We start from the raw sequence: 24,595 nt of genomic DNA on the forward strand, positions 1-24,595 counted from the left end.
CGCAAGACTGGCCCGGCAAAGGCCCGCCCGTCCAGCGCCGTCATGGCCGGCTGTCCATGCCCGCGGCGATGAAGCCGCCATCGACCGGCAGGACATGGCCGGTGACATAGGCAGCGTCGTCGCTCGCCAGGAACAGCGCGGCGGCAGCGATCTCCTCCGGCGTGCCGTAGCGGCGCAGCATGGTGGCGCGGGTCCAGGCATCGCGCGTGGCGGGCGTGTGCACGCGCTGGGTCAGCGGCGTGTCGACCGGCCCCGGCGCGATGGCGTTCACCCGGATGCCGAATTGTGCCAGGTCCATCGCCATCACCTGCGTGAGCGTGACGATCGCGCCCTTCGACGCCCCATAGGCCGCGCGCCCGGACGACCCTGCCAGCCCCGAGACGCTGCCGATGTTGACGATGGCGCCCGCGCCGGCATCGCGCATGGCTCGACCGCAGGCCTGGGCCGCCAGGAAGCTGCCCCGCACATTCACCGCCATGATGCGGTCCAGCACCGCGACCGGCGTGTCGAGGAAGGGAATGTCCTGCCCGAAGCCCGCGCAATTCACCAGGATGTCGATGCGGCCATGGGCGGCGAGGACCGCGGCGGCCATGGCGTCGGTCGAGGCTTCCGCGGTCACGTCCACGCGCAGCGGCGCGATGGCGGCCGTGGCGTCCAGCGCGCCCTCAGGTGCGGCGAGGTCGGCCGCGACCACCCGCGCGCCTTCCGCCGCGAAGCGCGCCGCGATGGCGGCGCCGATGCCCGAGACACCGCCCGTGACGATGGCGATCTTGCCCTGGAGCCGCATGCGCGTGCCCCTCCGTGTTTCCTGCCCATGCTTGCGATAGGCGCGCCGGCGCGGCAGATCAAGCGCCGGAGGACGCCCCATGATCCCGACATCCAACCTGGCGAGCCTGCTGGTGCAGACCGCGCGCCGACTGCCGGACCGCCCGGCATTGGCCTGGCGCGAGCGCATGTGGACGTGGTCGCAGCTGGCGGCGCGCGTGGCCGCCGCCGCCGCGGCCTTGCGCGCGCGGGGCATTGGCGCGGGCGACCGCGTGCTGGTGCATGCGCGCAACGGCAACGCCATCTTCGAATCCTGCTGGGCCTGCTGGCTGATCGGCGCGGTCTGGGTGCCGACGAATTTCCGGCTGAGCCCGCCGGAGGTGGCCTATTTGGCGGCCAATGCCGGCTGCCGCGCGCATGTGTTCGACACCGGCTTCCCCGACCACCGCGCCGCGGCGCGCGCGCAGAACCCAGCCTGCGTGCTGGATGTCGCGATCGGCGAGGGTGCCGGCCTGTCGTGGGACGGGCTGGTCGATGAAGGCGCCGCCGCGCCGGTGCACGAGACCACGGCGGTCGATCGCGACCACCCGGCCTGGCTGTTCTACACGTCGGGCACCACGGGGCGGCCCAAGGGCGGCACGCTGACGCATGGTCAACTGGCCTTCGTGGTGGTGAACCACATCGCCGACCTGATGCCGGGTCTGGATGCGAATCATGCCTCCCTGGTGGTCGCGCCGCTGTCGCATGGCGCGGGCGTGCATGCGCTGGCGCAGGTGGCGCGCGGCGCGGTGTCGGTGCTGTTGCCGGGCGAAAGGCTCGACGTGCCGGAAGCCTGGCGGCTGGTCGAGCGCCACCGCGTCACCAACATGTTCACGGTGCCCACCATCCTGAACGCGCTGGTGCGCGATGCCAGCGTGGACGCGCACGACCATTCATCGCTGCGCCACGTCATCTACGCCGGCGCGCCGATGTACCGGGAGGACCAGAAGCATGCGCTACGCAAGCTGGGGCCGTGCCTGGTGCAGTATTTCGGGCTCGGCGAGGTGACCGGCAACATCACCGTGCTGCCGCCCGAATGGCACAGCATCGAGGACGATCCGGCAATGCCGCTGGGCTCCTGCGGCTATCTGCGCACGGGCATCGAGGTGGCGATCCTGGATGCGGCGCATGCCCGACTTCCGCCCCACGAGACCGGCGAGATCTGCGTGCGCGGCCCGGCCGTCATGGCCGGCTATTTCGGCAATGACGCGGCGAACGAGAAAGCCTTCGCCGGTGGCTGGTTCCATACCGGCGACCTCGGGCACCTCGATGCGCGCGGCTTCCTGTTCATCACCGGGCGGCAATCGGACATGTACATCTCGGGCGGGTCGAACGTATATCCGCGCGAGGTCGAGGAGGCGCTGCTGACCCACCCGGATGTCGCCGAGGCCTGCGTTGTCGGCTTGCCGGATGCGAAGTGGGGCGAGGCCGGCGTCGCCGTGCTGGTCGCGGCCGATGGCGCCGCGATCGACGCGGACGCGGTGCTGGCGCATCTGCATGGCCGGCTTGGTCGCTACAAGCACCCGGCGCGCATCGTGGTGTGGGATGCGCTGCCGCGGTCGGGCTACGGCAAGGTGCCGAAGGCCGAGGTGAAGCGCCTGTTGGCCGAGCGCGGCGAACCTTAGCGCGGGTGCTTGCCGGCCGGCGGCGTCGGCGCGTCGATCACGCCCTGGCCGTGTTCGTCGGCGCGTTCCGCGGCCGGGTCGGGCGCGGGCGCGGGTTGTGGGTGCTTCGCGTTCGCCGGCGTCGGCACCGGGATCGTGCCCTGGCCGGTGGCGTCGGGTTCGGGGGTCGGGGGCGTGGTGGTGGGGGCGGGCATTGGCGTTCTCCTGCGCGCGCGCTGGCGCGTCAGCGGGAGAACGCCCGCGCGGCGCCGAAGTTGCGCGCCGCGCGGTGGTGCCGGGTGAGCCGCGCCGTTGGCGCCGCCCGATGGCGGGCGCGCTGGTTCAGCCGCGCCCTTCGAACGGCATCTTCGTCGCCTTGATCGTCATGGTCAGGATGTTCGATTCCAGCGGCAGGTTCGCCATGTGCAGGATGGCCTGGCCGACATGGTTCACATCCATGGTGGGTTCCACCGCGACCGAACCATCCCCCTGCTTCACGCCCTTCGACATGCGCGCGGTCATGGGCGTCGCGGCATTGCCGATGTCGATCTGCCCGGCGCAGATGTCGTACTTGCGGCCATCGAGCATCAGCGACTTCGTGAGGCCCGTGATGGCGTGCTTGGTGGCGGTATAGGGCGCGCTGTCGGGGCGCGGCGTATGCGCGCTGATCGACCCGTTGTTGATGATGCGCCCGCCCTGCGGCGACTGGTCCTTCATCATGCGGAAGGCGGCCTGCGCGCACAGGAAGGACCCGGTCAGGTTCACCGCCACCACGCGCGACCAGTCGGCGTAGGTCAGGTCCTCGAAGGCGGTGCCGGGCACGTTCTGGCCGGCATTGTTGAACAGCATGTCGATGCGGCCGTGCTTCGCCTTGACCGCGGCGAACAGCGCATCGACGGAAGCGGGGTCCGCCACGTCGGTCGGCACCGCCATCGCGCGCGATGCGGCGTCGCCGGCCAGGGCGATACTTTCCTCCAGCGCATCGCGGCGCCGCCCGGTCAGCACCACCGACCAGCCGCCGCCCAGCAGCGCGAGGGCGGCCGCACGCCCGACGCCGGTGCCGGCCCCGGTGACGACGGCGATCTTGGTGGACATGCGCGTTTCCTCCGCTGCGTTGCGGGCCGCAATGTGCGCGGGCGCCGCGATGCTGGCAACGCCGGTTGCCGGGGCAGGGGGCTGGCGGCATGGTTCGTCCGGTCAGCACCAGGGAGGAACGCATGGCGGGATGGCCGGACGGCGAGGCGTGGTCGGGTTTCGTCGCGCGCTGGCAGGCGGCCTGCGACGCCGATGCGGTGCTGGCGGAATGGCGCGCGGGTGCCACCACGCGCTTCGCCATCGTGAACGGCGATGCGCGCGCGGAATTTGCCTTCGGCGATGCACCCGCCACGGCCGACTTCGCACTGGAAGCCCCGCCGCATATCTGGGCGCTGCATCTGCAACCCATCCCGCCGCGCCACCACCACGCGATCTTCGCGCTGCGCCACCGCGTGCCGGAATTCCGCATCAGCGGGGAGGAAATCGCTTTCCTGCGCCACTGCCACCTGGCGCGCCGCGTGCTGGAGGTCGGCCGCTGGCTGGTGCTGCATGGCGACGGCCCGGTGCCGGCCTTCCCGCGCCCCACGCTGCCGCCATCGCCCGCCCCATATGTCACCGGCCGCTACCTGGATGTCGCCGCCGATGGGCGCGACTGGCGGCTCTATGCCGAATCGGCCGGGCAGGGGCGCGACATGCTCTGCCTGCACACCGCCGGCGCCGATGGGCGGCAGTTCCACGGCATCATGGCCGACCGCCGCCTGACCGACCGCTACCGGCTGACCTCCTTCGACATGCCCTGGCACGGCAAGAGCCCGCCGCCGCCGGAAGTGCCCGGCGCCTGGCGGCTGACCACGGATCGGTATGTCGATCTCATCATGGGCGTGGTCGCCGCGGCGGGGCTGGACAAGCCGGTGCTGCTCGGCGCGTCGATGTCGGGTGAGATCTGCCTCGAGATCGCGCTGCGCCACCCCGAGGCGTTCAGCGCCATCATCGCCTGTGAATCCTGCGACCATGTCCCCGGCCGCCGCACGCCATGGTCGGCCGACCCGCGCATCAACCAGGCGATCTTCGCACCCGAATGGATCCACGGGCTGATGGCACCGCAGAGCCCCGCCGAATGCGCCGCGCAGATCTGGTGGCACTATTCCCAGGGCGGCTTCGCCACCTTCCACCGCGACATCGGATTCTACTCCGGCGAATGGGATGCGCGCGACCGCGTCCACCGCATCGACACCGCGCGCTGCCCGCTGTTGATGCTGACCGGCGAATACGACTACTCCTGCACCGCCGAGATGTCGGAGGCCACGGCGGCGAGAATCCCCGGCGCGCGCTTCACGCGCATGAACGGCATCGGCCACTTCCCCTTCGCCGAGAACCCGCCGCTGTTCCTGGACTACCTGCTGCCGGTGCTGGATGGGCTATAGATTGGCGGCACGAGGCCTCGACTCGTGCCGAAGCCGCGACTGCGGCCCGCCCGTCGTCCGGCGAAAGACAAGCCGGCGGATGCCGGCGCGTCATGCCGAAGGCGTGCCTCCGGCACGACGCGCCTGAGGGCACATCAATACGTCGCGCGCCCGCCCGAGATGTCGAACACCGCGCCGGTGCTGAAGGCGCAGTCCTCGGAGCACAGCCAGCAGGCGAGCGCCGCGATCTCCTCGATGTTGACGAAGCGGTCCATCGGGATCTTGGAGCGCATCCAGGCCACCTGCTCGGGGCTCATCTGCTTGAAGATGTCGGTCTCGGCGGCCGCCGGCGTGATGCAATTGGCCAGCACGCCGGTCTTCGCCAATTCCTTGCCGAGCGACTTGGTGAAGCCGATCAGTCCGGCCTTCGACGCGCTGTAGTGCGAGGCGTTCGGATTGCCCTCCTTGCCGGCGATGGAGGCGATGTTCACCACCCGCCCATAGCCCGCCGCGATCATCACCGGCACCACGGCGCGCGAGACGAGATAGGGCGCGACCAGGTTCACCTCGATCACGCGCTTCCATTCCGCCACGGGCAGCTCCCAGGCGGGCGCATTGCCGCCGGTGATGCCGGCATTGTTCACCAGGATGTCGATGCGGCCATGCGCCGCCTGCGTCGCTGCCAAGGCACCGGCGATCGCGGCATCATCCGTCAGGTCCAGCACATGCGCCGAGGCGCGGCCGAGCACGCGGACCGCTTCCTCGGCCGCCGGGCGGTCCATGTCCCACACCGCGACGGCGCCGCCCGAGTCCACGATGCGCCTGCCGATGGCCAGGCCGATGCCGCGTGCGCCTCCGGTCACGATGGCCACGCGCCCGGCCAGGTCGATGCGGTTCATGCGGTCCCCCTTTGCGTTCGTCAGTCAGTCTCGGGCAGGCGCGCCCCGCCGGGAAGGGGGCGGTAACCGCACGGTTCCCATCGGCGCGAATCCGCCCCTATAGTCCCGCCACAGCCGGCACCAAGCCGGCGCTGACACGAGGGAGAATCCGATCCATGAACCGTAGGCAATTGCTCGGCGGCGCCACGCTGCTCGCGATGCCCTGGGCGGCGCGCGCGCAGCAGGCCATCACCCTGAACGGCGCCGTGCAGTTCAACGACGAGCACGTCTTCACCCGCGCCCTGGTGCGCTTCGAGGAACTGGTGAAGCAGTACTACACCGCCAGCCCGGTGAATTTCGTGCTGCACAAGAATTCCAGCCTGGGCCTGGAGAAGCAGTATTTCGAGTACATGTCGGCCGGGCGTGGTGCGGTGGACTACGGCATCGTCTCGCCGGCGCATATGTCGACCTTCTCGCGCGCCGCGCCCTTCGTCGATGCGCCCTTCCTGTTCCGCGACCTCGCGCATTGGAATCAGGTGCTGGACCAGGACCTGTTCGCGCCCGTGGCGACCGAGGTCGAGCGCCGCGCGCGCGTCGCACTCATCGGCTATGCCGGCGGCGGCGTGCGCAACATCTTCGCCAACAAGCGCGTGACCAACATGGCCGAACTGCGCGGCCTCAAGGTGCGCGTGCAGGGTGCGCCGATCTGGTCGCGCACCTTCCAGGCGGCGGGGATGTCGCCCTCGGTCATCGCCTATAACGAGGTCTACAACGGCATCCAGAACAACGTCATCGAGGCCGGCGAGAACGAGGCCGCGGGCGTGGAGGCGATGCGCTTCTACGAAGTGGCGCCGAACCTCATCATGACGCAGCACGCCATCACCATCCGCCCGATCTGCTTCGCCTCGCAGACCATGGCGCGCCTGCCCGCGCCGCTGCAGGAGGCGATCAAGCGCGCCGGCAAGGAAGCCGGTGTGTTCGGCCGCCAGGCCGAGAGCAGCGAGGACGGCCAGAAGATCGAGGCGCTGGAACGCGCCGGCCGCCTGCGTCGCGTCGAGTTCACCGAGCGCGCCGCTCTCAAGCGCGCGGTGGATCCGGTGATGGTCGCCTATGCGCGGGAAGTGGATGCCGAGGGCATTTTCAACCGCATCAACGCGATCAGCGCCTGACCCGCTGCCGGCCGGCGGCACGACAGCCGCCGGCCGGCGCATCGCTGCGACACATCCGGAGCCTTCCATGCCCCAGCACGGCCTGCGCGGCCTCGTGCGGCGCGCCGCCGACGCCTATGCCCGGCTGCTCTCCACGCTGCTCGCGATCTCGGTCCTCATCCTGGTCTTCCCGGTCACGCTGCAGGTGGTCTCGCGCCAGACCTCGCTGCTGCCGCACTACATCTGGACCGAGGAGATGGCCCGCTTCCTGCTCGTCTGGACCATCATGATCGGCGCCATCGTCGGCCAGCGCGAGGGCATCCACTTCATCGTGGACCTGTGGCCGCGGCTGAGCGGGCGGTTCCGCGCCTTCATGGACCTGGTCTCGGGCGTGTTTGTCCTGACCTTCGGCGCGGTCTTCCTGTGGTTCGGGATCGAGTTCGTCGATTTCGCCTGGTTCCGCATCAGCGAATTGGCGGAATTGCCGCTGTGGCTGATCCATCTTGCCTGGCCGTTGCTGGGCTTTTCCTGGCTGCTGTTCGGGGGCGAGAAATTCGTGGCCGACCTGCGCGTCCTGCTGCATGGGGAACCGGCCTGATGGGTGGCAATGTCCTTGATCCTGGCCAGGCGGCCTGGATCCTGTTCGGCGTGTTCTTCACGCTGCTGGCGCTGCGTGTGCCGGTGGCGGTGGCGCTCGGCCTCGCCTGCCTGCCGGTGCTGGCGCTGGAGCCGCGGCTGGGTCCGATGACCCTGATGCAGGAGACCTTCAACGCCTACAACTCCTTCATCCTGCTGGCGGTGCCCTTCTTCCTGCTGACCGCCAACCTGATGAATGTGGGCGGCATCACGGACCGGCTGATGGCGCTGTCGCGCACCATGGTGGGGCATTTCCCGGGGGGCTTGGCCCAGATCAACGTGGTGCTGTCGTTCTTCTTCGCGGGCATCTCCGGCAGTTCGACCGCCGACGCCGCCTCGCAATCCAAGATCTTCATCGAGGCGCAGCGCAAGGAGGGCTACGACGACAGCTTCTCGGTCGCGATCACGGCGGTCTCGGCGGTGCTCGCGGTCATCATCCCGCCGTCGATCCTGATGATCGTCTGGGGCGGCGTGCTCACCACCTCGATCGGCGCGCTGTTCCTGGCGGGGATCGTGCCCGGTGCGCTGATCGCCGGCGTGCAGATGGCGACCGTGCATGCCTATGCGAAGCGCCGCGGCTACCCGACCTACCCGAAGGCGGCCTGGGGCGAGTTCGCACGCGCCATCTTCGTCGCCGGCCCGGCGCTGATGACGCCGCTGATCATCATCGGCGGCAAGATCTTCGGGTGGTTCACCGCGACCGAGAGTGCGTGCATCGCCGTGCTCTATGCCGGCGCGCTGTCATTGTTCGTGTACCGCGAGATGGGGCTTCGCGAATTCTGGGCCGCGCTGGGGGAAACCGGGCGGCTGGCGGCGGTGACGCTGTTCTGCGTCGGCACCGCATCGGCCTTCGGCTGGCTGCTCGCCTACTACAAGATCCCGGAGGCGATCCTGACGGGCGTCTCGGCCTGGGGGATGGGCAAGATCGCCACGGGCTTCTTCGTCGCGGCGGTGTTCCTGGTGGTGGGCTGCTTCCTCGATGCCATCCCGTCCATCATCATCGTGGGCGCCATCCTGCAGCCGCTGACCGCGGCGGTCGGGATCGACCCGGTGCATTTCGCGATGATCGGCATCATCAGCCTGGCCTTCGGCCTGGTCACGCCGCCCTATGGGCTGTGCCTGATGATCGCCTGCCATGTCGCCGGAATGCGCATGATGGACGCGTTGAAGGACACCTTCATCATGCTGATCCCGATGTTCCTGGTGCTGGTCCTGGTCATCATGTGGCCGGCGGTGACGCTGTTCCTGCCGCGGCTGGTCTCGCCCGAGTTCCTCAATTGACGGTGCGTCAGGTTGCTTGACCTAGCGCCGGGGGCACCGCAGGTTGCCGGCGGATGCCGGGCCAGGGAGCGCGGCGCCGCCTCGCCTGGAACGGACCCACGCCGCCCATGACTTCCGACCGTCCGCCGCGGATCTTCATCGACGGCTACAACCTTGCCCTCGAACAGGGAACGGGTGTCGCGACCTATGCGCGCAACCTGTCCTTCTGCCTGCGCGACATGGGGGCGGAGGTGGGCGTCCTGTACGGCACGCGGGCATCGACCGTCAGCATGAACTCGCTGATCCGCGAGATCGCCTTCTTCGACCCACGGGTCGGGCAGCCCTCCAAGCTCGTGCAGGCGGTGAACGGGCTGCGCCGCGCGCTGAGCAGCCCCTTCGGCGAGATCGCGACCCAGGTGCCGATCACCGGGCGCGTGGTGCGCGACACCTTCAAGTCGCGCCTGCCGCATTTCGACCATGTCTGGAACGTGCAGAACCTGTTCGACGCGCAGCGCCTGCATTTCAAGCTCTATCGCAACCGCATGAACGTGTATTTCCGGCAGGCGCCGCAGATCATGCACTGGACCTATCCGCTCGCGATCAAGGTGCGCGGGGCGAAGAACGCCTATACCATGCACGACCTGGTGCCGCTGCGGCTGCCCTACACCACGCTCGACAACAAGCGCGTCTACTATCGCCTCGCGCAGCAGCTCGCGCGCCGCAGCGACCACATCATCACGGTCAGCGAGGCATCGAAGCGCGACATCGTCAGCCTGCTCGGCGTGCCGGAGGAGAAGGTCTCCAACACCTACCAGGCGGTCGACATCCCGGCGCGCTACGCGCAGAAGCCGCTGAGCGACGTGAAGGCCGAGATCGAGGGCACCTTCGGCCTGACCTTCCAGAAATACTTCCTGTTCTTCGGCGCCATCGAACCGAAGAAGAATGTGGGCCGCATGATCGAGGCCTACCTCGCCTCCGGCGTGCAGGACCCGCTGGTCATCCTGGGCAAGAAGGCCTGGAAGTCGCGCGAGGAGCTGCGGCTGCTGTTCGGCAACGACCATGTCCGCTACCTGTTCACGCAGGATGGCGTGACGCAGCAGCGCCGGCGCGTGCAGCACATCGACTACGCGCCTTTCCCGCTGCTGGTCAGCCTGATCCGTGGTGCGAAGGCGGTGCTGTTCCCGTCATTGTACGAAGGCTTCGGCCTGCCGGCGCTGGAGGCGATGCTGCTGGGCACGCCGGTGCTGACCTCCAACACCTCCTCGATGCCCGAGGTGGTGGGCGATGCCGCGATGAAGGTCGACCCCTACGACGTGCGCGCGCTGGTCGAGGGCATCCGCGCCCTCGATACCGATGCCGACCTGCGCGGCCGGCTGGCGCAGGCCGGCCCCGGCCAGGCCTCGCTGTTCTCGCCCGAGCGCTACCGCGTGCGGCTGCGCGATGCCTATGCCAAGATGGGCGTGAACATCGGCGCTTGAATCCCGGCCGCGGCCGGGCACAACGAGGACAGGCATGGACGGCGAACGGCAGGACGGCACCGGCCAGGAACGGCTGCGGCAGGCGGATGCGCTGCGCGACCAGGGGCTCTGGGATGCCGCGGCCACCGCGTATCGGGCGCATTTGGCCGCCCATCCCGAGGATTGGCGGGTGCAGATCCAGCTCGGCCACTGCCTCAAGGAATCGGGCGACCCTTCGGCGGCGCTGGTGGCGTATCGCGCGGCCGAGGCGCTGGCCCGCAACAATGCCGATGTCCATCTCCAGCTCGGCCATGCGCTGAAGCTTGCCGGCAATGCCGAGCAGGCCTGGCGGTCCTATGCCCGCGCGCTCGAACTGGACCCGGCGAACGAGGAAGCCTCGCGCGAGGCCGCCGCGCTGTCGCGGCTGGCGTCGCCGCTGGTGCGCTCGGCGCCCTCGCCGGGCCAGGCGGTCCAGGTGGTCTTCGACACCTCGGACCTGGTCGCCTATTTCCGGTCGGACCGCACGCCCACCGGCATCCAGCGCGTGCAGCTCAGCGTCACCGCGCGCGCGCTGCTCGACCCGATCGAGGGCGTGGCGGCGGTGGCCGTGGCCTTCGACCCGGCCTCGGGCGGCTGGCGCGAGATCAGCCGCGACCTGTTCCTGCGGCTGTGGCGGCTGTCGCGCATCGGGGGCGATCCGCTGGCGCCGGACTGGGTGGAGGCGATCGCGGCGCTGGAGGCGGCCTTGCTGGGCGGCGACGACTTCGTCTTCGCCCCGGGCGCGAGCCTGGTGAACCTCGGCACCTCCTGGTGGATCCCGGACTATTTCCTGCGCGTGCGCGAGGCCGCGCGTCTGTATGGCGTGCGCTACGTGCCGCTGATCTACGACTGCATCCCGCTGGTCGCGCCCGAGCACTGCCAGCCGCGCCTGGTCGAGCAGTTCGCCGAGTGGTTCTCGGCGATGGCGGCGCTGGCGGATTCCGCCCTCGCGATCTCGGAATGGTCGGCCGCCGATGCGCGGCGCATCGCGCGCGAGGTGGTGCCCGAGCGCGAGCTCGATGTCACCGTGGTGCGCCTTGATGCGGACCTGCGGCGCGACCTCGGCCCCGCCATCGGCGAGGCCTGGCCCGAGCGTGCCGACCTGCCCGGCCCGCACGAGCCCTTCGTGCTGTGCGTCGGCACCATCGAAAGCCGCAAGAACCACCTGATGCTGTTCCACGCCTGGCTGACGCTGCTGCGCAAGCACGGCCCGGCGCGCGTGCCGCGGCTGGTCTGCGTGGGCAAGGCCGGCTGGCTGGCCGACGCCGCGATGACGCTGTGGCGCAATTCGCCGGCGCTGCAGGCCAAGGTGTCGGTCGCGCATGGCGTGCCGGACGTCGCGCTGGCGGCGCTCTATGGCCGCGCGATGTTCACCGTCACCAACAGCTTCTACGAAGGCTGGGGGCTGCCGGTGACCGAGAGCCTGTCCTTCGGGCGGGTCCCGCTGGTGGCGCGCAACACCTCCCTGACCGAGGCCGGCGGCGAGGCGGCGGTCTATTTCGAGCCGATGAACGAGCCCGACCTGGTCGCGCGGCTCGAATCCCTGATCTTCGACGACGCCGAACGCGCGCGGCGCGAGGCGATCGTCGCGGCCTCCACGCGCCTGCGCAGCTGGGGCGAGATCGCCGACCAGGTTATGCGCGAGGTCGTGGCCCGCGCCGAACGGCCGGACCGCGCGCCGCGTCTGCCGGTGGTGCCGGGCGAGACCTATCCGCTCGGCCTGGCGGGCGGCGGCAAGGCGGAACGCGCGAAGGCGGTGGCCGACCTGGTGCGCGACGGGCTGAACTGGCATGCGCGCGAACCCTGGGGGGCCTGGACCGGCCGCGGGATCGCGCGGCTGCGGCTGACCTTGCCGCAGGATGCGCCGGCGGGGCCGCTGCGCGTCTATGTCGGGCTGCAGGCGCCGGGCGCGCCGGTCACGGTGGGCCTGCGCGCCTTCGGCGTCGAGGGTGGCCCGCCTGCCTTCGCCACCGTGGCGGCGCCCGCGCTGGGTGCCTTCACCTGCGTGCTGGACGTGGTGCGGCCGGGGCACGAGGTGGTGGTCGAGATCGATGGCGGCCCCGGCGTGCTGCTGGGCACGCGCAAGCTGCCCGATGGGCGGCTGGCCGGGATCGGCGTGACATCGGTGATGATCTGCACGAACGACGACATCGCCGCGCGCGTCGGCTTCCTGGAGCGGCACAATTTCCGCGTATTGCGGCTGGAATAGCCACTGCTTGCGCCGGTGCGGCGCAGGCGCCAGAAAAGGCCGGCCGCACGGCCCGCGGCGGGCGGCGAAACAGGGAGTTCGGGACAGATGACCATGAACGGAATTGCGCGGCGCAGCCTGATGCTCGGCAGTGCGGGCGTGCTGGCCACGCCGCTGGTCGCCGGGGCGCAGGCGCCGGCCGTGAAGCTTGGCATCCTGCAGCCGGTCACCGGCGCACTGTCGCAGGATGGCGAGTATGGGCGGCTGGGCGCCGAGCTCGCGATCGCGGAGATCAACGCCGGCGGCGGCATCCGCGCCCTGGGCGGCGCGCGGATCGAGACCGTGTTCGGCGATGCGCGGTCCAACCCCGAAGGCGGCGTCGCGGAAGTCGAGAAGATGCAGGCCGAGGGTGTGACTGCCATCGTCGGCGGCTTCGCCAGCCCGATCTGCCTCGCGGCGTCGCAGGCGGCGTCGCGCTACAACCTGCCCTATGTGGTCGATGTCGGCGTGTCGGACCAGATCGTGAGCCGCGGGCTGACCAACACCTTCCGCTTCGGCCCGGGCTTCGGCGTGGTGACGCAGACCGCGCTGGACAACCTGGTGGCGCTGAACGATGCGGCGGGCAAGCCGTCGCGCACCGTGGTGATCGTGCATGAGGACGGGCTGTTCGGATCGGGCATGGCGCGGCTGTTGAACGCTGAGCTGCCGAAGCGCGGCTTCGAGGTGCTGGAGACCATCGCCCACCCGACGCCCGCGCGCGACATGAACAACGTGGCGCTCCGCATCCGGTCGCTGCGGCCGGACCTGGTGATTCCATCGTCCTATTACGCGGAGTTCGTGCTGCTCAGCCGTACCATGCAGCAGCAGCGCATCCGCCCGAAGGGCATCTACTGCGTGCTGAATGGGGCGGCCTCCAACTACCGCTTCGTGCGCGAATTCCCCGACGCGGCGAACCTGGTGATGGACTGCAACCACTGGCCCGACCCGCGCAAGCCGCGCACCGCGGAACTGCGCCGCGCTGTCGAGGCGCAGAACCGCTTCTGGCTCTACAACGTTCCGCTGAACTATTCCGCGGTGATGCTGGTGGCCGATGCGCTGGAGCGCGCCGGGCGCAACGACCGCGCCACGCTGACCACGGCGCTGGCGGCGACCGACGGCGCCTTCACGAAGCACATCATGCCCTATGGCCCGACGCGCTTCGTCAATGGCCAGAACCAGGCCGGCGCGCCGGTCAACACGCAGGTGCAGGGCGGCGACATCAAGGTGATCTTCCCGCGCGACTTCGCCGACGCGCAGCCCGTCTATCCCGTCACCGGCTGAGCGTGGGCTTCCCGCCGGAGATCATCCTGGAGGCCGTGCTGAACGGCCTCCTGACCGGGGCGGTGTATGGGCTGGTGGCGCTGGGCCTCACGCTCGTCTACGGCGTGCTGCACATCATCAACTTCGCGCATGGGGCGCTGCTGACGGCGGCGATGTATGCGGCCTATGTGGCGCGCGCATCCTTCGGCGTGGACCCGTATGTCGCCGCATTGCCGCTGGCGGCGCTGTTCTTCGGCGTGGGATACTTGGTGCAGCGCCTGGTGATCGGCCCTGCCAGCCGGGGCAAGGATGAGAACATCCTGCTGGTCACGCTCGGCCTGTCGATCATCATCGAGAACCTGATGCTGGCGGTGTTCCGGTCCGACACGCGCAGCATCGACGTACCCTATGCGATGGAGGTGATCGAGTTCGGCCCCGCGCTGCTGTCCTACCCGCGCGTGATCGGCTTCGGCGCGACGATCCTGGTGGGCATCGCGCTGTTCGTACTGATGCGCTTCACCGCGACCGGCAAGGCGATCCGGGCGGTGGCGAAGGAGCGCACAGGGGCGGCGCTGGTGGGCATCGATGTCGCGCATATCTACGCGGTGACCTTCGGGATCGGGACGGCGTGCCTGGCGATCTCGGCCGCGTTGCTACTGCCCTCCTTCTATGTCTCGCCGCGCGTGGGCAATGCCTTCGTGCTGGTGGCCTTCACCATCGTGGTGCTGGGCGGCATGGGGTCGGTGGTGGGGGCGCTGGTCGGCGGGCTGGTGATCGGCGTGGTGGAGAGCCTGTCGGGCCTGTATCTCGGCGAAAGCCTCGGCCAGATCGGCATCTTCCTGATCTTCATCCTGGTGCTGCTGGTGCGCCCCACGGGCCTGTTCGGGGCGCGGGCATGACCGGGCGGGACCTGCTGCCGATCGCGGCCTTCGCGCTGATCGCGGCCTGCGTGCCGCTGTTCGTGACCAGCAACGTGGTGCTGAACTTCCTGGTCTTCACGCTGATCATCGCGCTGGCCGCGCAGGGGTGGAACCTGCTGGGCGGCTATGGCGGGCAGTATTCCTTCGGGCATGCGGCGTTCTTCGGGACGGGGGCGTATCTCACGGCGATCCTGCAGGTGCGTTTCGGGATGAACGCCTATCCGGCGTTTGCGGCGGGCATCGCGCTGGCGGCGCTGGTCGGGCTCGCCATCGGCTTCATGGCGTTCCGATCCGGGCTGCGCGGGTCCTATTTCGCGCTGGTCACGCTGGCCTTCGCCGAGGTGTTCCGCGTGCTGGCGAATGCGTCCGAAGTCACGGGCGGCGCGGCCGGCATCCTGATCCGCCTGCGCGCCGACCCGTTGAATTTCCAGTTCGCCGAGCGTGGCACCTTCCTGTGGGTCGCGGCGGCGCTGGTGACCCTGGCGCTGGTCGCGACGCTGGCGCTGGAACGCTCGCGCCTCGGCGCGCAGCTGGTCGCGGTGCGGGAGAACGAAGCCGCGGCGCAGGCGCTGGGCGTCGACGTGCTGGCGGTCAAGCTGCGCGCCATCGTGCTGTCGGCGGGCATGACGGGCGCGGCGGGCGGGCTGTATGCGCAGTACTTCCTCTACCTCGATGCGCAGATCGCCTATGGGACCTGGATCTCGGTCGAGGCGCTGCTGGCGCCGATCGTCGGCGGTGCCGGTACGGTGTTCGGCCCGGTGCTGGGTGCGGTGATCCTGCATGGGTTGGCGGAAGCGACCAAGACCATCGCCGGGCGCATCCCGGGCATCGACCTGGTGGTCTTCGGCATCGTGCTGATCCTGGTCGTGCGGTTTCCGCCGCGCGACATCCCCGGCCTGCTGAAGCGGTGGCGGCGATGACCGGCACCGGCGCCGACCCCGCCTTCCTGGCCGTGCGCGGCATCACCAAGCGCTTCGGTGGCTTGATCGCGGTGAATGACGCAACGCTGGACGTGGCTGAGGGCTCCATCACCGGCCTGATCGGCCCGAATGGCGCGGGCAAGACCACGCTGTTCGCTGTGGTGGCGGGGTTCGAGACGCCGACCTCAGGCCTGGTGATGTTGGAAGGCGAGGACATCACCGGCCGCCGACCGCATCACCTCGCGCGCATGGGCCTCGCGCGTACCTTCCAGATCGTGCAGCCCTTCGCCGGGCTGTCGGTGCGGGAGAACATCGCAGTCGGCGCCTTCCTGCGTGAGAGCCGGCGCGCGGCTGCGCTGGCGGTGGCCGAGGAGGTCGCCGCGCGCGTCGGCCTGACCGACCAGCTCGACAAGCCCGCCGCCGCGCTGACGGTCGCCGGGCGCAAGCGGCTGGAGGTGGCGCGCGCGCTCGCCACCCGCCCGAAACTGCTGCTGCTGGATGAAGTGCTGGCCGGGCTGAACCCGTCGGAGGTGCGCGACATCGTCCCCGTGGTCCGCGCCATCCGCGATTCCGGCGTGACCGTGCTGATGATCGAACACGTCATGCAGGCGGTGATGAACCTGTGCGAGCGCGTCCATGTGCTGGCGCAGGGCCGCATCATCTGCTCCGGCACGCCGGCCGAGGTAGTGGCGGCGCCGCAGGTGATCGAGGCCTATCTCGGCCATGGCGCGGCCGCGCGGCTGCAGGGCGGCGCCCATGCTTGAGATCCGCGGCCTCGAAGCCGGCTACGGCTTGGTGACCGTGCTGCGCGGCGTGGACCTGTCCGTGCCGGCCGGGCGCATCGTCGCGGTGCTCGGCGCGAATGGCGCCGGCAAGACCACGCTGAACATGACGATCAGCGGCTTGGTGAAGGCGCGCGCCGGGTCCATCACCTTCGACGGGCAGCGCATCGACGGGCTCTCGCCGCCCGCCATCGCCGCGGCCGGGCTGGTGCACGTGCCGGAAGGACGAAAGATTTTCCCGAACCTGTCCGTGCGCGAGAACCTCGACCTCGGCGCCTATCGCCGCGCCAGCGCCAACCGTGCGCGCAACATGGACCGGGTGTTCGACACCTTCCCGCGCCTGCGCGAACGCGCGCGCCAATTCGCCGGCACGCTGTCGGGCGGGGAGCAGCAGATGCTCGCGATCGGCCGCGGCATGATGGCGGAACCGCGCCTGCTGATCCTCGATGAACCCTCGCTCGGCCTCTCGCCGCTGCTGGTCGAGGAGATGTTCGCCCTGATCCGCCGCCTGCACGCCGATGGCCTGGCGATCATGCTGGTCGAGCAGAACGTGGCGCAGAGCCTCGATGTCGCGGATGACGCGCATGTGCTCGAGAACGGCGCCTTCGCCATCAGCGGCACTGCGGCTGAGGTGCGCGCCGACCCGCATCTGCAACGCACCTATCTGGGCCTGTGATGCACGACACCACCGCGCTGCTGCTGTGCGACCTGCAGAACGACTTCATCCACCCGGACGGCGCCTATGGCCGCGCCGGGCAGTCGGCGCCGGCCATCGCAGCACTTCCGGCGCGCCTGAAGCCGCTGGCCGATGCGCTGCGCGCGAAGGGTGGCTGGATCGTCTCCACGCATTTCACGCTGGTGCCGGGGAAGGGGGGCGAGCCTTTCATCGCCGACCACCTGCGTGCCCTGCGGCCCTTCCTGTGCAAGGGCGATTTCGCACCGGGGTCATGGGGGCATGGGCTGGTGGACAACCTGGCGCCATCGGACCTGGCGGTGGAGAAGCTCGGCTACGACGCCTTCTGGAACACACGACTGGAATGGGTGCTGCGCCGTGCGGGCGTGCGGCGGCTGCTGGTGGCGGGCATCGTCACCAATGGCGGTGTCGCCTCCACCGTGCGCGGCGCGCATGTGCGGGAATTCGACGTGACGGTGTTGGAGGACGGCTGCGCCGCCTTCACCGACGCGCTGCACCAGGCCGCGATCGAGGGGCTGCGCCCGGTCGCCGGTATGACCACCGTGGCGGCCGCGATCGCCGCGCTGGGCTGAGCGCCGGTCAGTCCACCCGCGCACCCGAAGCCCGCACCACCTCGGCCCAGCGCGCGATCTCGGCCCCGACGAAGGCGGTGTATCCGGCGCGCGAGAGCGGTGGCGACTGCGCGCCGATCTCGGCGCGGCGCAGCGCCACATCCGGCGCCGCGAGCGCGGCCAGCGCCTCGGCGTGCAGCCTGTCCGCCACCGGCGCGGGCAGGCCCGCAGGCCCTGACAGCCCGAACCAGGTCGAGGCCACCAGGTCGGGGAAGCCCTGCTCCACGATGGTCGGCACATCCGGCCAGCCGGGGATGCGCTGCGCGCTCATCACCGCCAGGATGCGCACGCGCTCGTTGCGCCCGGCCTCCTGCAGGGTGGTGATCATGCCTTCGATCTGGTTGGCGACGATGTCGTTGAAGGCGGGGCCGCTGCCACGATAGGGCACGTGCGTCAGGTCGATGTTCGCCAGTCGCTTGAAAAGTTCCTGCGTGACGTGGCTGGATGACCCGTTGCCCGGCGAGGCCACCCGCACGCCACCAGGGTCGCGCCGCGCGGTGGCGATGAAATCCGCCACGCTGCGTTCCGGCCGTGCCGCATTCACGATCAGCACGTTCGGGATGGCCGCCAGCAGCGCGACATGCGTGAAGTCGCGCATCGCGTCATAGGGCAGGGCGCGATAGACGCTCGGCCCCACGCCATGGCTGGCGATGTTCGAAACCACCAGCGTGTGCCCATCGGGCGTGCTCTTTGCCACGAAGTCGCTGCCGACCGTGCCGCCGGCCCCGGCGCGGTTCTCGACCACCACGGCCTGGCCCAGCGCGATCCCCATGCGCTGCGCCACCAGCCGCGCGACCACGTCGGTCGCGCCGCCCGGCGGGAAGGGCACCACCAGGCGCACCGGGCGGCTCGGCGCCCAGGGCGTCGCCTGCGCGATCGCCGGCGTGGCGAGCAGGGAGGCAAGAACCGCACGGCGCTTCATGGCAGGACCCTTCATTCGACGGTGGCGGCGGCGCGCAGGCCATTGATCATGGATGACCGCAGCAAATGGTCGCGCGCGCGGACCGGATCGCCCGCGGTGGCCTGCATCTCGGCCAGCAGGACAGCGCGCCGGGCGGGATCGCGTTCGCGCATCCGCGCACGGTTGCGGTCGGCCTGGGCGATGATCTCGCGCTCGGCGATCGGCCGGCGGCGGCGGGTGTAGCGATCGAGATGCACGGCCTGCGCTTCCCCCTGCCACACCGGCACCAGGTGCGCGGCGAGTTCGAACGCATCATGGATGCCGCCGTTCATGCCCATCCCGCCCGAGGGCGAATTGAGATGCGCCGCGTCGCCCGCCAGCAGCATCCGTCCGCGCCGGTAATCCTGCACGATGCGCTGGTGGATGCGATACGGCCGCAGGTCCGGCACGTCATACGGCGTGGGCTTCGGATGGATCGCCTGCAGTTTGCGCTCGATCGCCTCGGGCGTCAGCGCCGCCTGCACATCCTCGTCCGGCGCGGTGTGCAGGCTGGCGCGCCACTTCCCCGGGACATGCAGCAGCGAGAAGGTGCCCGAGAAGGCCGGGTGCTCCGTCCAGACGTAGTTGACGTTGGACAGGCCCGCGAAGACCGCGCCGAAGTCGAATGGCGTGGTCGCGAGGATGGTGGTCTCGGGATAGGTGTCGCCGGCGAAGGGCATGTCCATGGCACGGCGCACGACGGATCGCGCGCCGTCGCAGCCGACCACGAAGGCGGCGCGGAAGGGGTCGAAGCCGCGGCAGCCGACCAGCACGCCGGCGTCATCCTGCACCAGCGTCTCCACGGCGCAGCCGAAGCGCGGCAGCGCCTGCGGATGCTGAGCCGCGAGCCGCGCCAGCACCAGGCGTGACAGCTTCCATTGCTCCGCCTGCAGCCGGTACGGATGCGCCGTGTCGGGCGCGATCACGCCGAGGTCGAAGACCGCCCGCGCGCCATCCTCGTGCCGGCGGATCTGCCAGGTCGGGCCGACCAGCCCCTGCGCGACCAGCGGCGCCGCCAGCCCCAGCCCGTCCAGCATGTCGAGCGTGGGCGGATGGAAGGTGGAGGCGCGCAGCTCCTCGCTGATGTCGGCCTCGGCTTCCAGAAGCGCCACCGGCACGCCCGCGCGCGCCAGCAGCAGCGCCAGTACCAGCCCGACCGGGCCGGCGCCGATGATGGCGATCGGGTCGCGTTCTGTCGGCATCCATCTATCCTCTGCTGCGCGCTGCGGGCATATCGCGCGGTGCGCGGATGGCGTGAAGGGGGCGAAGGCAATGGCGGTCGAATACGGTCCGGATGGGTTGCTTGGCGTTCTGACGCCGCAGGCGAATACTACCGTCGAACCCGAATTCGCCATCCTGCTGCCGCCGCGCATGGCGATGCTGAATGCGCGCCTGACCAGCCCGAAGCCGACCATCGCGGCACGGCTGGTGGACTATGTCGACGGCCTGGATGTCGCGGCGACGCAATTCGCCAATGCGCCGGTCGGTGCCATCGCCTTCGCCTGCACCGGCGCATCCTACCTCGTGGGTGCCGCGGCAGAGGATGCGGCGGTGGCGCGGCTGGAAGCGCGGACCGGCCAGCCCTTCATCACCGCCGCGCGCGCGGTCTGCGACGCCCTCGGCGCACTTGGCGCGCGGCGCATCGGGCTGGTCTCGCCCTATCCGCCAGACCTGACCGAGGCCTCGGCCGCCTACTGGCGTGCGCGCGGCTTCACGGTGGCGCGCATCGTGGCCGCGGCCGCGCCGGACGCCGCCTTCCACCCGATCTACGCCATGTCCGCCGGCAGTGCGGCAGAGGCGCTGGGCGGCATGGCAGGGGCCGGGGTGGACGCCATCATCATGCTCGGCACCGGCATGCCCACGCTCGGGCCGATCCTGGACAGGCCGGCGGTGGATGGCGCGCCGGTGCTGTCGTGCATGACGGCGATCGCCTGGCGCTGCGTGATCGCGCTGCGCGGCGATGCGCCGGACGGCGCGGAGCTGCGCGGCTGGATCCAGGGCCAGGGCTGGCGCACCCGCTACGCGCAGCGCATGACGATACCGGCCTGAGGCGGCGGGCGGCGCCGGACATCGCGTCAGGGATGGCGCGCGGGCGCAACGCCGATCATCGAATCCCGGCTCACCAATGTCGCGAGCCGCGCCTCGTCCCAGCCTTGCGTCCCCGCCGGGCGCGCCGGCACCACCAGGTAGCGCAGCTCGGCATTGCTGTCGTGGACGCGCAGCTCGACATCCTCGGCCAGCACGGTGCCGAATTCCGCCAGCACGCCGCGCGGGTCGCGCACCGCGCGTGCCCGGTATGCGCGCGACTTGTACCAGGCCGGCGGCCGCCCCAGCACGCTGCGCGGGTAGCAGGAACACAGCGTGCAGACGACCAGGTGGTGCAGGCGGTCGGTGTTGAACAGCGCGGTCAGCACGGTGTCGCCGCGCGCCAGGCCCAGTTCCTCGACGGCGTCGCCGGCGCTGGCGGCCAGCCGCGCCGCATAGGCCGGGTCCGCCCAGGCCTTCGCCACCACCCGCGCGCCGTTATGGGCGCCGCGTGCATCCATGCGCTCGATCTCCGTGCGGATGTCCTCCGCCGTGATGATGCCGCGCGCGACCAGCAGGTTGCGCATCGCCATGCCGCGCAGGCGCAGCGGCGAGATCTCGGTGATCCCCGCGTCGTCGTCCGCCTGATAGGGATGATCGTCGTGATCATGGTGATGATCATGGTCGTGGTGGTGGTGATGCCCGGCCGGCTCGCCCTCGACACGGTGCGCGCCGGCCTCGCGCAGCCGCGCCTCCTCCGCCTCGAATTCGGCGAGGCTGATCACGCCCTTCTGCTGGACCATGGTCGACACGCCATGGATCCACCGCTCGTAGTAGGGCGTGCCCCAGTAGGTCTCGGAATCGAGGCTCTCCTGGATGTGGCGGTTCTCATCGGTGGTGAAGATACGCCGCGTGCGGTCGGCCAGCAGGATGCGCATCGCGTCGGCCTCCTTTTCCCAATGGGCGGCCTGGTGTTCCGTCTGGTCGATCGGGCCGTCGAAGCGGCCGCCGACATCGTGCGGCGCGTGGTCATGGTCGGTCATGCAATCCTCCGGATGGCCCATGGTGCCAGCAGGATCGGCGTCTCGACAGGGGGCGCCGCGGCCAGCATCCTCCGGCCACCGACCGGGAGAGCCAACCATGACGACAATGACACGACGCGCCGCGCTGGGCCTGGCGGGCGCGGCCATCGCCGCCGGCACGGCGCGCGCGCAGCCCGCCTGGCCGGCGCGCGACCTGCGCCTGGTCTGTCCCTTCCCGCCGGGCGGCACCACCGACGTGGTCGCGCGCCTGATGGCCGCGGCGATGCGCGAGCCGCTCGGCCGCGTCATGGTGGTCGAGAACCAGCCGGGTGCGGGCAGCACGCTCGCCGCCGGCCGTTTCGCGCGCGAGGGCGACGACCACGCGCTGTTCCTCAGCCAGATCGCATCGCACGCGATCGGCCCCGCGCTCTATCCCAACCTGCCCTATGACCCGGAAGCGGATTTCCGCGCCGTGACGCTGCTGGTGACGGTGCCCAACGTCATCGTCGCGAACCCGCGCAAGGTGCCCGATGGCGACATCCGCGCCTTCCTGCGCGCGGCGCGCGCCACGCCCAACGAACGCAACTTCGCCTCGGCGGGCAATGGCACCTCCACGCATCTGAGCGGCGAACTGATCGGCCAGCTGGCCGGCGCGCGGCTGACGCATGTGCCCTATCGCGGTGCCGGGCCGGCCATGACGGCGGTCATCTCGGGCGAGGTGGACACGCTGATCGACAACCTGCCGACCGCCCTGCCGCAGATCCGCGCCGGCACTGTGCGGGCGCTCGCCGTCACGGCGCGCACGCGCGTGCCGGACCTGCCGGACGTGCCGGCGCTGTCGGAACTCGGCGCCGAATTCGGCCTGGACGGGTTCGAGGCCGAGGCCTGGTTCGGCCTGCACACGCACAAATCCGCCTCGGATCCGGTGGTCGCGCGCATGGCGGCCGCGGCGCAGGCGGCGCTGGCCGACCCCGCGGTGCGGCGGCAACTGGCCGAGCGCGGCACCACGCCGCGCGGTGGCCCGCCGGCGGACTACGCCGCGCTGGTGACCAGCGAGCGCGCCCGCTGGCGGCGCGTGGTGCGCGACGGCAACGTCCGCGCCGATTGATGCGGCCGGCCGTTCCGCGCGCCGTCCGCAGCCCTCGGCACGGCCCCCTTTGACCGAAGCTGCCGGGCGGTCGATGCTGTCGCCAACGGAGGAATCATCGCCATGCCCTATCCCTTCACCGCGGCTGATCTTGAAGCCCTGCGCGAGTGGGACACGCCCACCATCTGCAACGCGCTGGAGGTCGTGGCCCCGCATCGCCGCGGCTACGGCTTCACCGTGCGGCCGATGACCGCGGTGTTTCCGAAGCTGAAGCCGATCTGCGGCCTGGCACGCACCGGCACGCAGCGCGCCGCCTTCCCCTCGGGCCGCAGCAAGGATGCCGACAAGGCCACGCGCATCGCCTGGTACAGCTACGTCGCGGATGCCGAGCTGCCGACCGTGGTCTGCCTGCAGGACCTCGATGACACGCCCGGCGTCGGCGCCTTCTGGGGCGAGGTGAATTCCGCCGTGCATCTGGGCCTCGGTGCGCAGGGCGTCGTGACCAACGGGTCGGTGCGCGACCTGGACATGTTCGCGCCGGGCTTCCAGGGCATCGCCGGCGTGGTGAACCCCTCGCACGCGCACGTCCACATCGTCGCGGTGAACGTGGATGTCACGATCCACGGCATGCAGGTGAAGAACGACGACGTGGTGCATGCCGACCTGCACGGTGCCGTGGTCATCCCGCATGACGTGGTGACCAGGATCCCCGCCGCGATCGACCTGCTGACGCGCAAGGAGAAGGTGATCCTCGACATGGCGCGTTCGCGCGGCTTCAACATCGAGAAGCTGAAGCAGGCCCTCGCGCAGTCCGAGGACATCCACTGAGCACACCGCGCACGCCGCTGTGTTCCGTGCTGCCCGGGTGGGTCGACCACTATGGGCACATGAACCTGGCCTACTACCTGGTGGGCTTCGACCTGGCGACGGACGCGCTGTGGCCGTCGCTGGGGCTGGGGCCTGCGTTCCACGCGCGCGGCCTCGGCACCTTCGCCGCCGAATCCTGGCAGGCCTACAATCGCGAGGTGACCGAGGGCGCGCCGCTCGCCTTCGACAGCGAGGTGCTGGCCCATGACGCCAAGCGCCTGCTGTGCCGCCACACCATGTTCCACGCCACCGAAGGCTGGCAGGCGGCGGAGAACGAGGTGCTGTACCTCTGCATGGACCTCGGTGCGCGCCGCGTGGGCGCCTGGCCGGAGGATGTGCTGGCACGCTTCGCCGAACGCGCCAGGGGCGGTGCGCCGAAGCGGCTGGCGTTGAAACGCTGACGCCTCCGCGGGCCGGGCGGCGAACACACCGCCCGCACCGGGGTCAGTTCAACCGGTCGCGGATCCGCTCGATCCCCGCCTCGGCGCATTGGTCATCCAGGTGGCCGCCGGGCGCGCCGCCTACGCCGATGGCGCCGACCACGTCCTCCCCGGCGCGGATCGGGATGCCGCCGCCCACCACCAGGAAGCCCTCGATATCGGGCAGCCGCGCCGCGGCGGGGTTGGTGCGCACCGTCTCCAGGATCTGCGTGGTGTTCGCGCGCATGCTGGCGGCCGTGTAGGCCTTGGCGCGCGCGGATGCGATGGTGTGCGGCCCGGCGCCGTCGGCGCGCAGCAGCGCGCGCAGCACGCCCGACCGATCGACCACCGCCGCCGTCACGCGAAACCCGCGCCCGGCGCAGGCCTCGACCGCCGCCGCCACGGCTTCGGCCGCCAGCCCGGCGCTGAGGGTGCGTTCCGTGACCAGCCCCTGCGCGCCGGCAGGAAGCGGAGCGATGGCAAGGCCGACAAGCAGAAGCAGACGACGCATCGAGGCACCCTTTCGGCGCGCGGTGATGCGCCGGATGTTGCGCCGC

25 protein-coding genes are annotated in these 24,595 nt (G+C 70.6%); 17 read left to right on the top strand and 8 right to left on the bottom strand.

Going from position 1 to position 24,595, the window contains the following annotated elements; all coding sequences use genetic code 11:
- Window positions 1-40: 40 nt before the first annotated feature.
- Window positions 41-787, bottom strand: coding sequence for an SDR family NAD(P)-dependent oxidoreductase (locus tag LQ222_RS07430; protein WP_230165511.1), 747 nt, complete (start codon window positions 785-787; stop codon window positions 41-43).
- 79 nt (window positions 788-866) lie between these two features.
- On the opposite strand from LQ222_RS07430, the gene LQ222_RS07435 reads away from it, so the two are divergent.
- Window positions 867-2,429 carry an acyl-CoA synthetase gene (locus tag LQ222_RS07435; RefSeq protein WP_230165512.1) on the top strand — a complete coding sequence of 521 codons (1,563 nt, stop codon included), beginning with the start codon at window positions 867-869 and terminating at the stop codon, window positions 2,427-2,429.
- Here the strand turns inward: LQ222_RS07435 and LQ222_RS07440 are convergent.
- On the bottom strand, window positions 2,426-2,623 hold the full coding sequence (locus LQ222_RS07440) for a hypothetical protein (RefSeq protein WP_230165513.1): 198 nt from the start codon (window positions 2,621-2,623) through the stop codon (window positions 2,426-2,428). The two genes, LQ222_RS07435 and LQ222_RS07440, sit on opposite strands and share 4 nt — an antisense overlap.
- A 127-nt stretch (window positions 2,624-2,750) precedes the next feature.
- Window positions 2,751-3,503, bottom strand: coding sequence for an SDR family oxidoreductase (locus tag LQ222_RS07445; RefSeq protein WP_230165514.1), 753 nt, complete (start codon window positions 3,501-3,503; stop codon window positions 2,751-2,753).
- 89 nt (window positions 3,504-3,592) lie between these two features.
- Here LQ222_RS07445 and LQ222_RS07450 point away from each other — a divergent pair, with 89 nt between their 5' ends.
- Window positions 3,593-4,867 carry an alpha/beta fold hydrolase gene (locus tag LQ222_RS07450; RefSeq protein WP_230165515.1) on the top strand — a complete coding sequence of 425 codons (1,275 nt, stop codon included), beginning with the start codon at window positions 3,593-3,595 and terminating at the stop codon, window positions 4,865-4,867.
- A gap of 134 nt (window positions 4,868-5,001) precedes the next feature.
- Here LQ222_RS07450 and LQ222_RS07455 read toward each other — a convergent pair whose 3' ends face one another.
- Window positions 5,002-5,745 carry an SDR family NAD(P)-dependent oxidoreductase gene (locus tag LQ222_RS07455; RefSeq protein WP_230165516.1) on the bottom strand — a complete coding sequence of 248 codons (744 nt, stop codon included), beginning with the start codon at window positions 5,743-5,745 and terminating at the stop codon, window positions 5,002-5,004.
- A 155-nt stretch (window positions 5,746-5,900) separates the two neighbouring features.
- Here LQ222_RS07455 and LQ222_RS07460 point away from each other — a divergent pair, with 155 nt between their 5' ends.
- From LQ222_RS07460 to LQ222_RS07510, 11 genes are all read left to right on the top strand, one after another.
- On the top strand, window positions 5,901-6,893 hold the full coding sequence (locus LQ222_RS07460; RefSeq protein WP_230165518.1) for a TRAP transporter substrate-binding protein: 993 nt from the start codon (window positions 5,901-5,903) through the stop codon (window positions 6,891-6,893).
- 67 nt (window positions 6,894-6,960) lie between these two features.
- A complete protein-coding gene (locus LQ222_RS07465) occupies window positions 6,961-7,470 on the top strand; it encodes a TRAP transporter small permease (protein ID WP_230165519.1) in 510 nt (169 codons plus the stop codon).
- Window positions 7,470-8,789 (top strand): TRAP transporter large permease, encoded by a 1,320-nt coding sequence (locus LQ222_RS07470; protein WP_230165520.1) that lies wholly within the window; start codon window positions 7,470-7,472, stop codon window positions 8,787-8,789. The genes LQ222_RS07465 and LQ222_RS07470 overlap by 1 nt, the downstream gene beginning before the upstream one ends.
- Before the next feature lie 107 nt (window positions 8,790-8,896).
- Entirely contained in the window at window positions 8,897-10,246 is a 1,350-nt protein-coding gene (locus LQ222_RS07475; protein ID WP_230165521.1) for a glycosyltransferase family 1 protein, read from the top strand.
- A 34-nt stretch (window positions 10,247-10,280) separates the two neighbouring features.
- Entirely contained in the window at window positions 10,281-12,473 is a 2,193-nt protein-coding gene (locus tag LQ222_RS07480) for a glycosyltransferase family 1 protein (protein ID WP_230165522.1), read from the top strand.
- An 87-nt stretch (window positions 12,474-12,560) separates the two neighbouring features.
- The gene (locus LQ222_RS07485) at window positions 12,561-13,772 is read left to right on the top strand and encodes an ABC transporter substrate-binding protein (protein WP_230165523.1); all 1,212 of its coding nucleotides are present in this window, start codon (window positions 12,561-12,563) and stop codon (window positions 13,770-13,772) included.
- Between the two features lie 2 nt (window positions 13,773-13,774).
- On the top strand, window positions 13,775-14,650 hold the full coding sequence (locus LQ222_RS07490; protein WP_230165524.1) for a branched-chain amino acid ABC transporter permease: 876 nt from the start codon (window positions 13,775-13,777) through the stop codon (window positions 14,648-14,650).
- Window positions 14,647-15,591, top strand: coding sequence for a branched-chain amino acid ABC transporter permease (locus LQ222_RS07495; RefSeq protein ID WP_230165525.1), 945 nt, complete (start codon window positions 14,647-14,649; stop codon window positions 15,589-15,591). Before LQ222_RS07490 ends, LQ222_RS07495 begins: the two co-directional genes overlap by 4 nt.
- Window positions 15,588-16,355 (top strand): ABC transporter ATP-binding protein, encoded by a 768-nt coding sequence (locus LQ222_RS07500; protein ID WP_230165526.1) that lies wholly within the window; start codon window positions 15,588-15,590, stop codon window positions 16,353-16,355. Before LQ222_RS07495 ends, LQ222_RS07500 begins: the two co-directional genes overlap by 4 nt.
- A complete protein-coding gene (locus LQ222_RS07505) occupies window positions 16,348-17,049 on the top strand; it encodes an ABC transporter ATP-binding protein (protein ID WP_230165528.1) in 702 nt (233 codons plus the stop codon). Before LQ222_RS07500 ends, LQ222_RS07505 begins: the two co-directional genes overlap by 8 nt.
- Window positions 17,049-17,639, top strand: coding sequence for a cysteine hydrolase (locus tag LQ222_RS07510; protein ID WP_230165530.1), 591 nt, complete (start codon window positions 17,049-17,051; stop codon window positions 17,637-17,639). Before LQ222_RS07505 ends, LQ222_RS07510 begins: the two co-directional genes overlap by 1 nt.
- 7 nt (window positions 17,640-17,646) lie before the next feature.
- Here LQ222_RS07510 and LQ222_RS07515 read toward each other — a convergent pair whose 3' ends face one another.
- Complete coding sequence (locus LQ222_RS07515; RefSeq protein ID WP_230165531.1) at window positions 17,647-18,600, bottom strand: tripartite tricarboxylate transporter substrate binding protein; 954 nt, start codon at window positions 18,598-18,600, stop codon at window positions 17,647-17,649.
- Between the two features lie 11 nt (window positions 18,601-18,611).
- Window positions 18,612-19,820, bottom strand: coding sequence for an NAD(P)/FAD-dependent oxidoreductase (locus tag LQ222_RS07520; RefSeq protein ID WP_230165532.1), 1,209 nt, complete (start codon window positions 19,818-19,820; stop codon window positions 18,612-18,614).
- 70 nt (window positions 19,821-19,890) lie between these two features.
- Here LQ222_RS07520 and LQ222_RS07525 point away from each other — a divergent pair, with 70 nt between their 5' ends.
- On the top strand, window positions 19,891-20,667 hold the full coding sequence (locus tag LQ222_RS07525; protein WP_230165533.1) for an aspartate/glutamate racemase family protein: 777 nt from the start codon (window positions 19,891-19,893) through the stop codon (window positions 20,665-20,667).
- A 26-nt stretch (window positions 20,668-20,693) separates the two neighbouring features.
- Here the strand turns inward: LQ222_RS07525 and LQ222_RS07530 are convergent, their stop codons facing one another.
- A complete protein-coding gene (locus LQ222_RS07530) occupies window positions 20,694-21,686 on the bottom strand; it encodes a nitrile hydratase subunit alpha (protein WP_230165534.1) in 993 nt (330 codons plus the stop codon).
- Window positions 21,687-21,783: 97 nt separating this feature from the next.
- On the opposite strand from LQ222_RS07530, the gene LQ222_RS07535 reads away from it, so the two are divergent.
- The 3 genes from LQ222_RS07535 to LQ222_RS07545 all read left to right on the top strand — a co-directional run bounded on the left by LQ222_RS07535 (window position 21,784) and on the right by LQ222_RS07545 (window position 24,020).
- Window positions 21,784-22,773 (top strand): tripartite tricarboxylate transporter substrate binding protein, encoded by a 990-nt coding sequence (locus LQ222_RS07535; protein WP_230165535.1) that lies wholly within the window; start codon window positions 21,784-21,786, stop codon window positions 22,771-22,773.
- Between the two features lie 102 nt (window positions 22,774-22,875).
- Complete coding sequence (locus tag LQ222_RS07540; RefSeq protein ID WP_230165536.1) at window positions 22,876-23,580, top strand: RraA family protein; 705 nt, start codon at window positions 22,876-22,878, stop codon at window positions 23,578-23,580.
- A 26-nt stretch (window positions 23,581-23,606) separates the two neighbouring features.
- Window positions 23,607-24,020, top strand: a complete 414-nt coding sequence (locus LQ222_RS07545; RefSeq protein ID WP_256444010.1) for a thioesterase family protein — start codon at window positions 23,607-23,609, stop codon at window positions 24,018-24,020.
- Window positions 24,021-24,063: 43 nt separating this feature from the next.
- Here the strand turns inward: LQ222_RS07545 and LQ222_RS07550 are convergent, their stop codons facing one another.
- Window positions 24,064-24,549: a heme-binding protein gene (locus tag LQ222_RS07550; protein ID WP_230165539.1), complete on the bottom strand. Its 486-nt coding sequence runs from the start codon at window positions 24,547-24,549 to the stop codon at window positions 24,064-24,066.
- Between the last annotated feature and the right edge of the window lie 46 nt (window positions 24,550-24,595).

Source organism: Roseomonas sp. CECT 9278, assembly GCF_918698155.1.
Lineage (GTDB): Bacteria > Pseudomonadota > Alphaproteobacteria > Acetobacterales > Acetobacteraceae > Neoroseomonas.

Bases quoted from the DNA above. Each gene is read 5' to 3' on its own strand.
- LQ222_RS07430 (WP_230165511.1), bottom strand. From the start codon at position 787: ATGCGGCTCCAGGGCAAGATCGCCATCGTCACGGGCGGTGTCTCGGGC.
- LQ222_RS07435 (WP_230165512.1), top strand. From the start codon at position 867: ATGATCCCGACATCCAACCTGGCGAGCCTGCTGGTGCAGACCGCGCGC.
- LQ222_RS07440 (WP_230165513.1), bottom strand. From the start codon at position 2,623: ATGCCCGCCCCCACCACCACGCCCCCGACCCCCGAACCCGACGCCACC.
- LQ222_RS07445 (WP_230165514.1), bottom strand. From the start codon at position 3,503: ATGTCCACCAAGATCGCCGTCGTCACCGGGGCCGGCACCGGCGTCGGG.
- LQ222_RS07450 (WP_230165515.1), top strand. From the start codon at position 3,593: ATGGTTCGTCCGGTCAGCACCAGGGAGGAACGCATGGCGGGATGGCCG.
- LQ222_RS07455 (WP_230165516.1), bottom strand. From the start codon at position 5,745: ATGAACCGCATCGACCTGGCCGGGCGCGTGGCCATCGTGACCGGAGGC.
- LQ222_RS07460 (WP_230165518.1), top strand. From the start codon at position 5,901: ATGAACCGTAGGCAATTGCTCGGCGGCGCCACGCTGCTCGCGATGCCC.
- LQ222_RS07465 (WP_230165519.1), top strand. From the start codon at position 6,961: ATGCCCCAGCACGGCCTGCGCGGCCTCGTGCGGCGCGCCGCCGACGCC.
- LQ222_RS07470 (WP_230165520.1), top strand. From the start codon at position 7,470: ATGGGTGGCAATGTCCTTGATCCTGGCCAGGCGGCCTGGATCCTGTTC.
- LQ222_RS07475 (WP_230165521.1), top strand. From the start codon at position 8,897: ATGACTTCCGACCGTCCGCCGCGGATCTTCATCGACGGCTACAACCTT.
- LQ222_RS07480 (WP_230165522.1), top strand. From the start codon at position 10,281: ATGGACGGCGAACGGCAGGACGGCACCGGCCAGGAACGGCTGCGGCAG.
- LQ222_RS07485 (WP_230165523.1), top strand. From the start codon at position 12,561: ATGACCATGAACGGAATTGCGCGGCGCAGCCTGATGCTCGGCAGTGCG.
- LQ222_RS07495 (WP_230165525.1), top strand. From the start codon at position 14,647: ATGACCGGGCGGGACCTGCTGCCGATCGCGGCCTTCGCGCTGATCGCG.
- LQ222_RS07500 (WP_230165526.1), top strand. From the start codon at position 15,588: ATGACCGGCACCGGCGCCGACCCCGCCTTCCTGGCCGTGCGCGGCATC.
- LQ222_RS07505 (WP_230165528.1), top strand. From the start codon at position 16,348: ATGCTTGAGATCCGCGGCCTCGAAGCCGGCTACGGCTTGGTGACCGTG.
- LQ222_RS07510 (WP_230165530.1), top strand. From the start codon at position 17,049: ATGCACGACACCACCGCGCTGCTGCTGTGCGACCTGCAGAACGACTTC.
- LQ222_RS07515 (WP_230165531.1), bottom strand. From the start codon at position 18,600: ATGAAGCGCCGTGCGGTTCTTGCCTCCCTGCTCGCCACGCCGGCGATC.
- LQ222_RS07520 (WP_230165532.1), bottom strand. From the start codon at position 19,820: ATGCCGACAGAACGCGACCCGATCGCCATCATCGGCGCCGGCCCGGTC.
- LQ222_RS07525 (WP_230165533.1), top strand. From the start codon at position 19,891: ATGGCGGTCGAATACGGTCCGGATGGGTTGCTTGGCGTTCTGACGCCG.
- LQ222_RS07530 (WP_230165534.1), bottom strand. From the start codon at position 21,686: ATGACCGACCATGACCACGCGCCGCACGATGTCGGCGGCCGCTTCGAC.
- LQ222_RS07535 (WP_230165535.1), top strand. From the start codon at position 21,784: ATGACGACAATGACACGACGCGCCGCGCTGGGCCTGGCGGGCGCGGCC.
- LQ222_RS07540 (WP_230165536.1), top strand. From the start codon at position 22,876: ATGCCCTATCCCTTCACCGCGGCTGATCTTGAAGCCCTGCGCGAGTGG.
- LQ222_RS07550 (WP_230165539.1), bottom strand. From the start codon at position 24,549: ATGCGTCGTCTGCTTCTGCTTGTCGGCCTTGCCATCGCTCCGCTTCCT.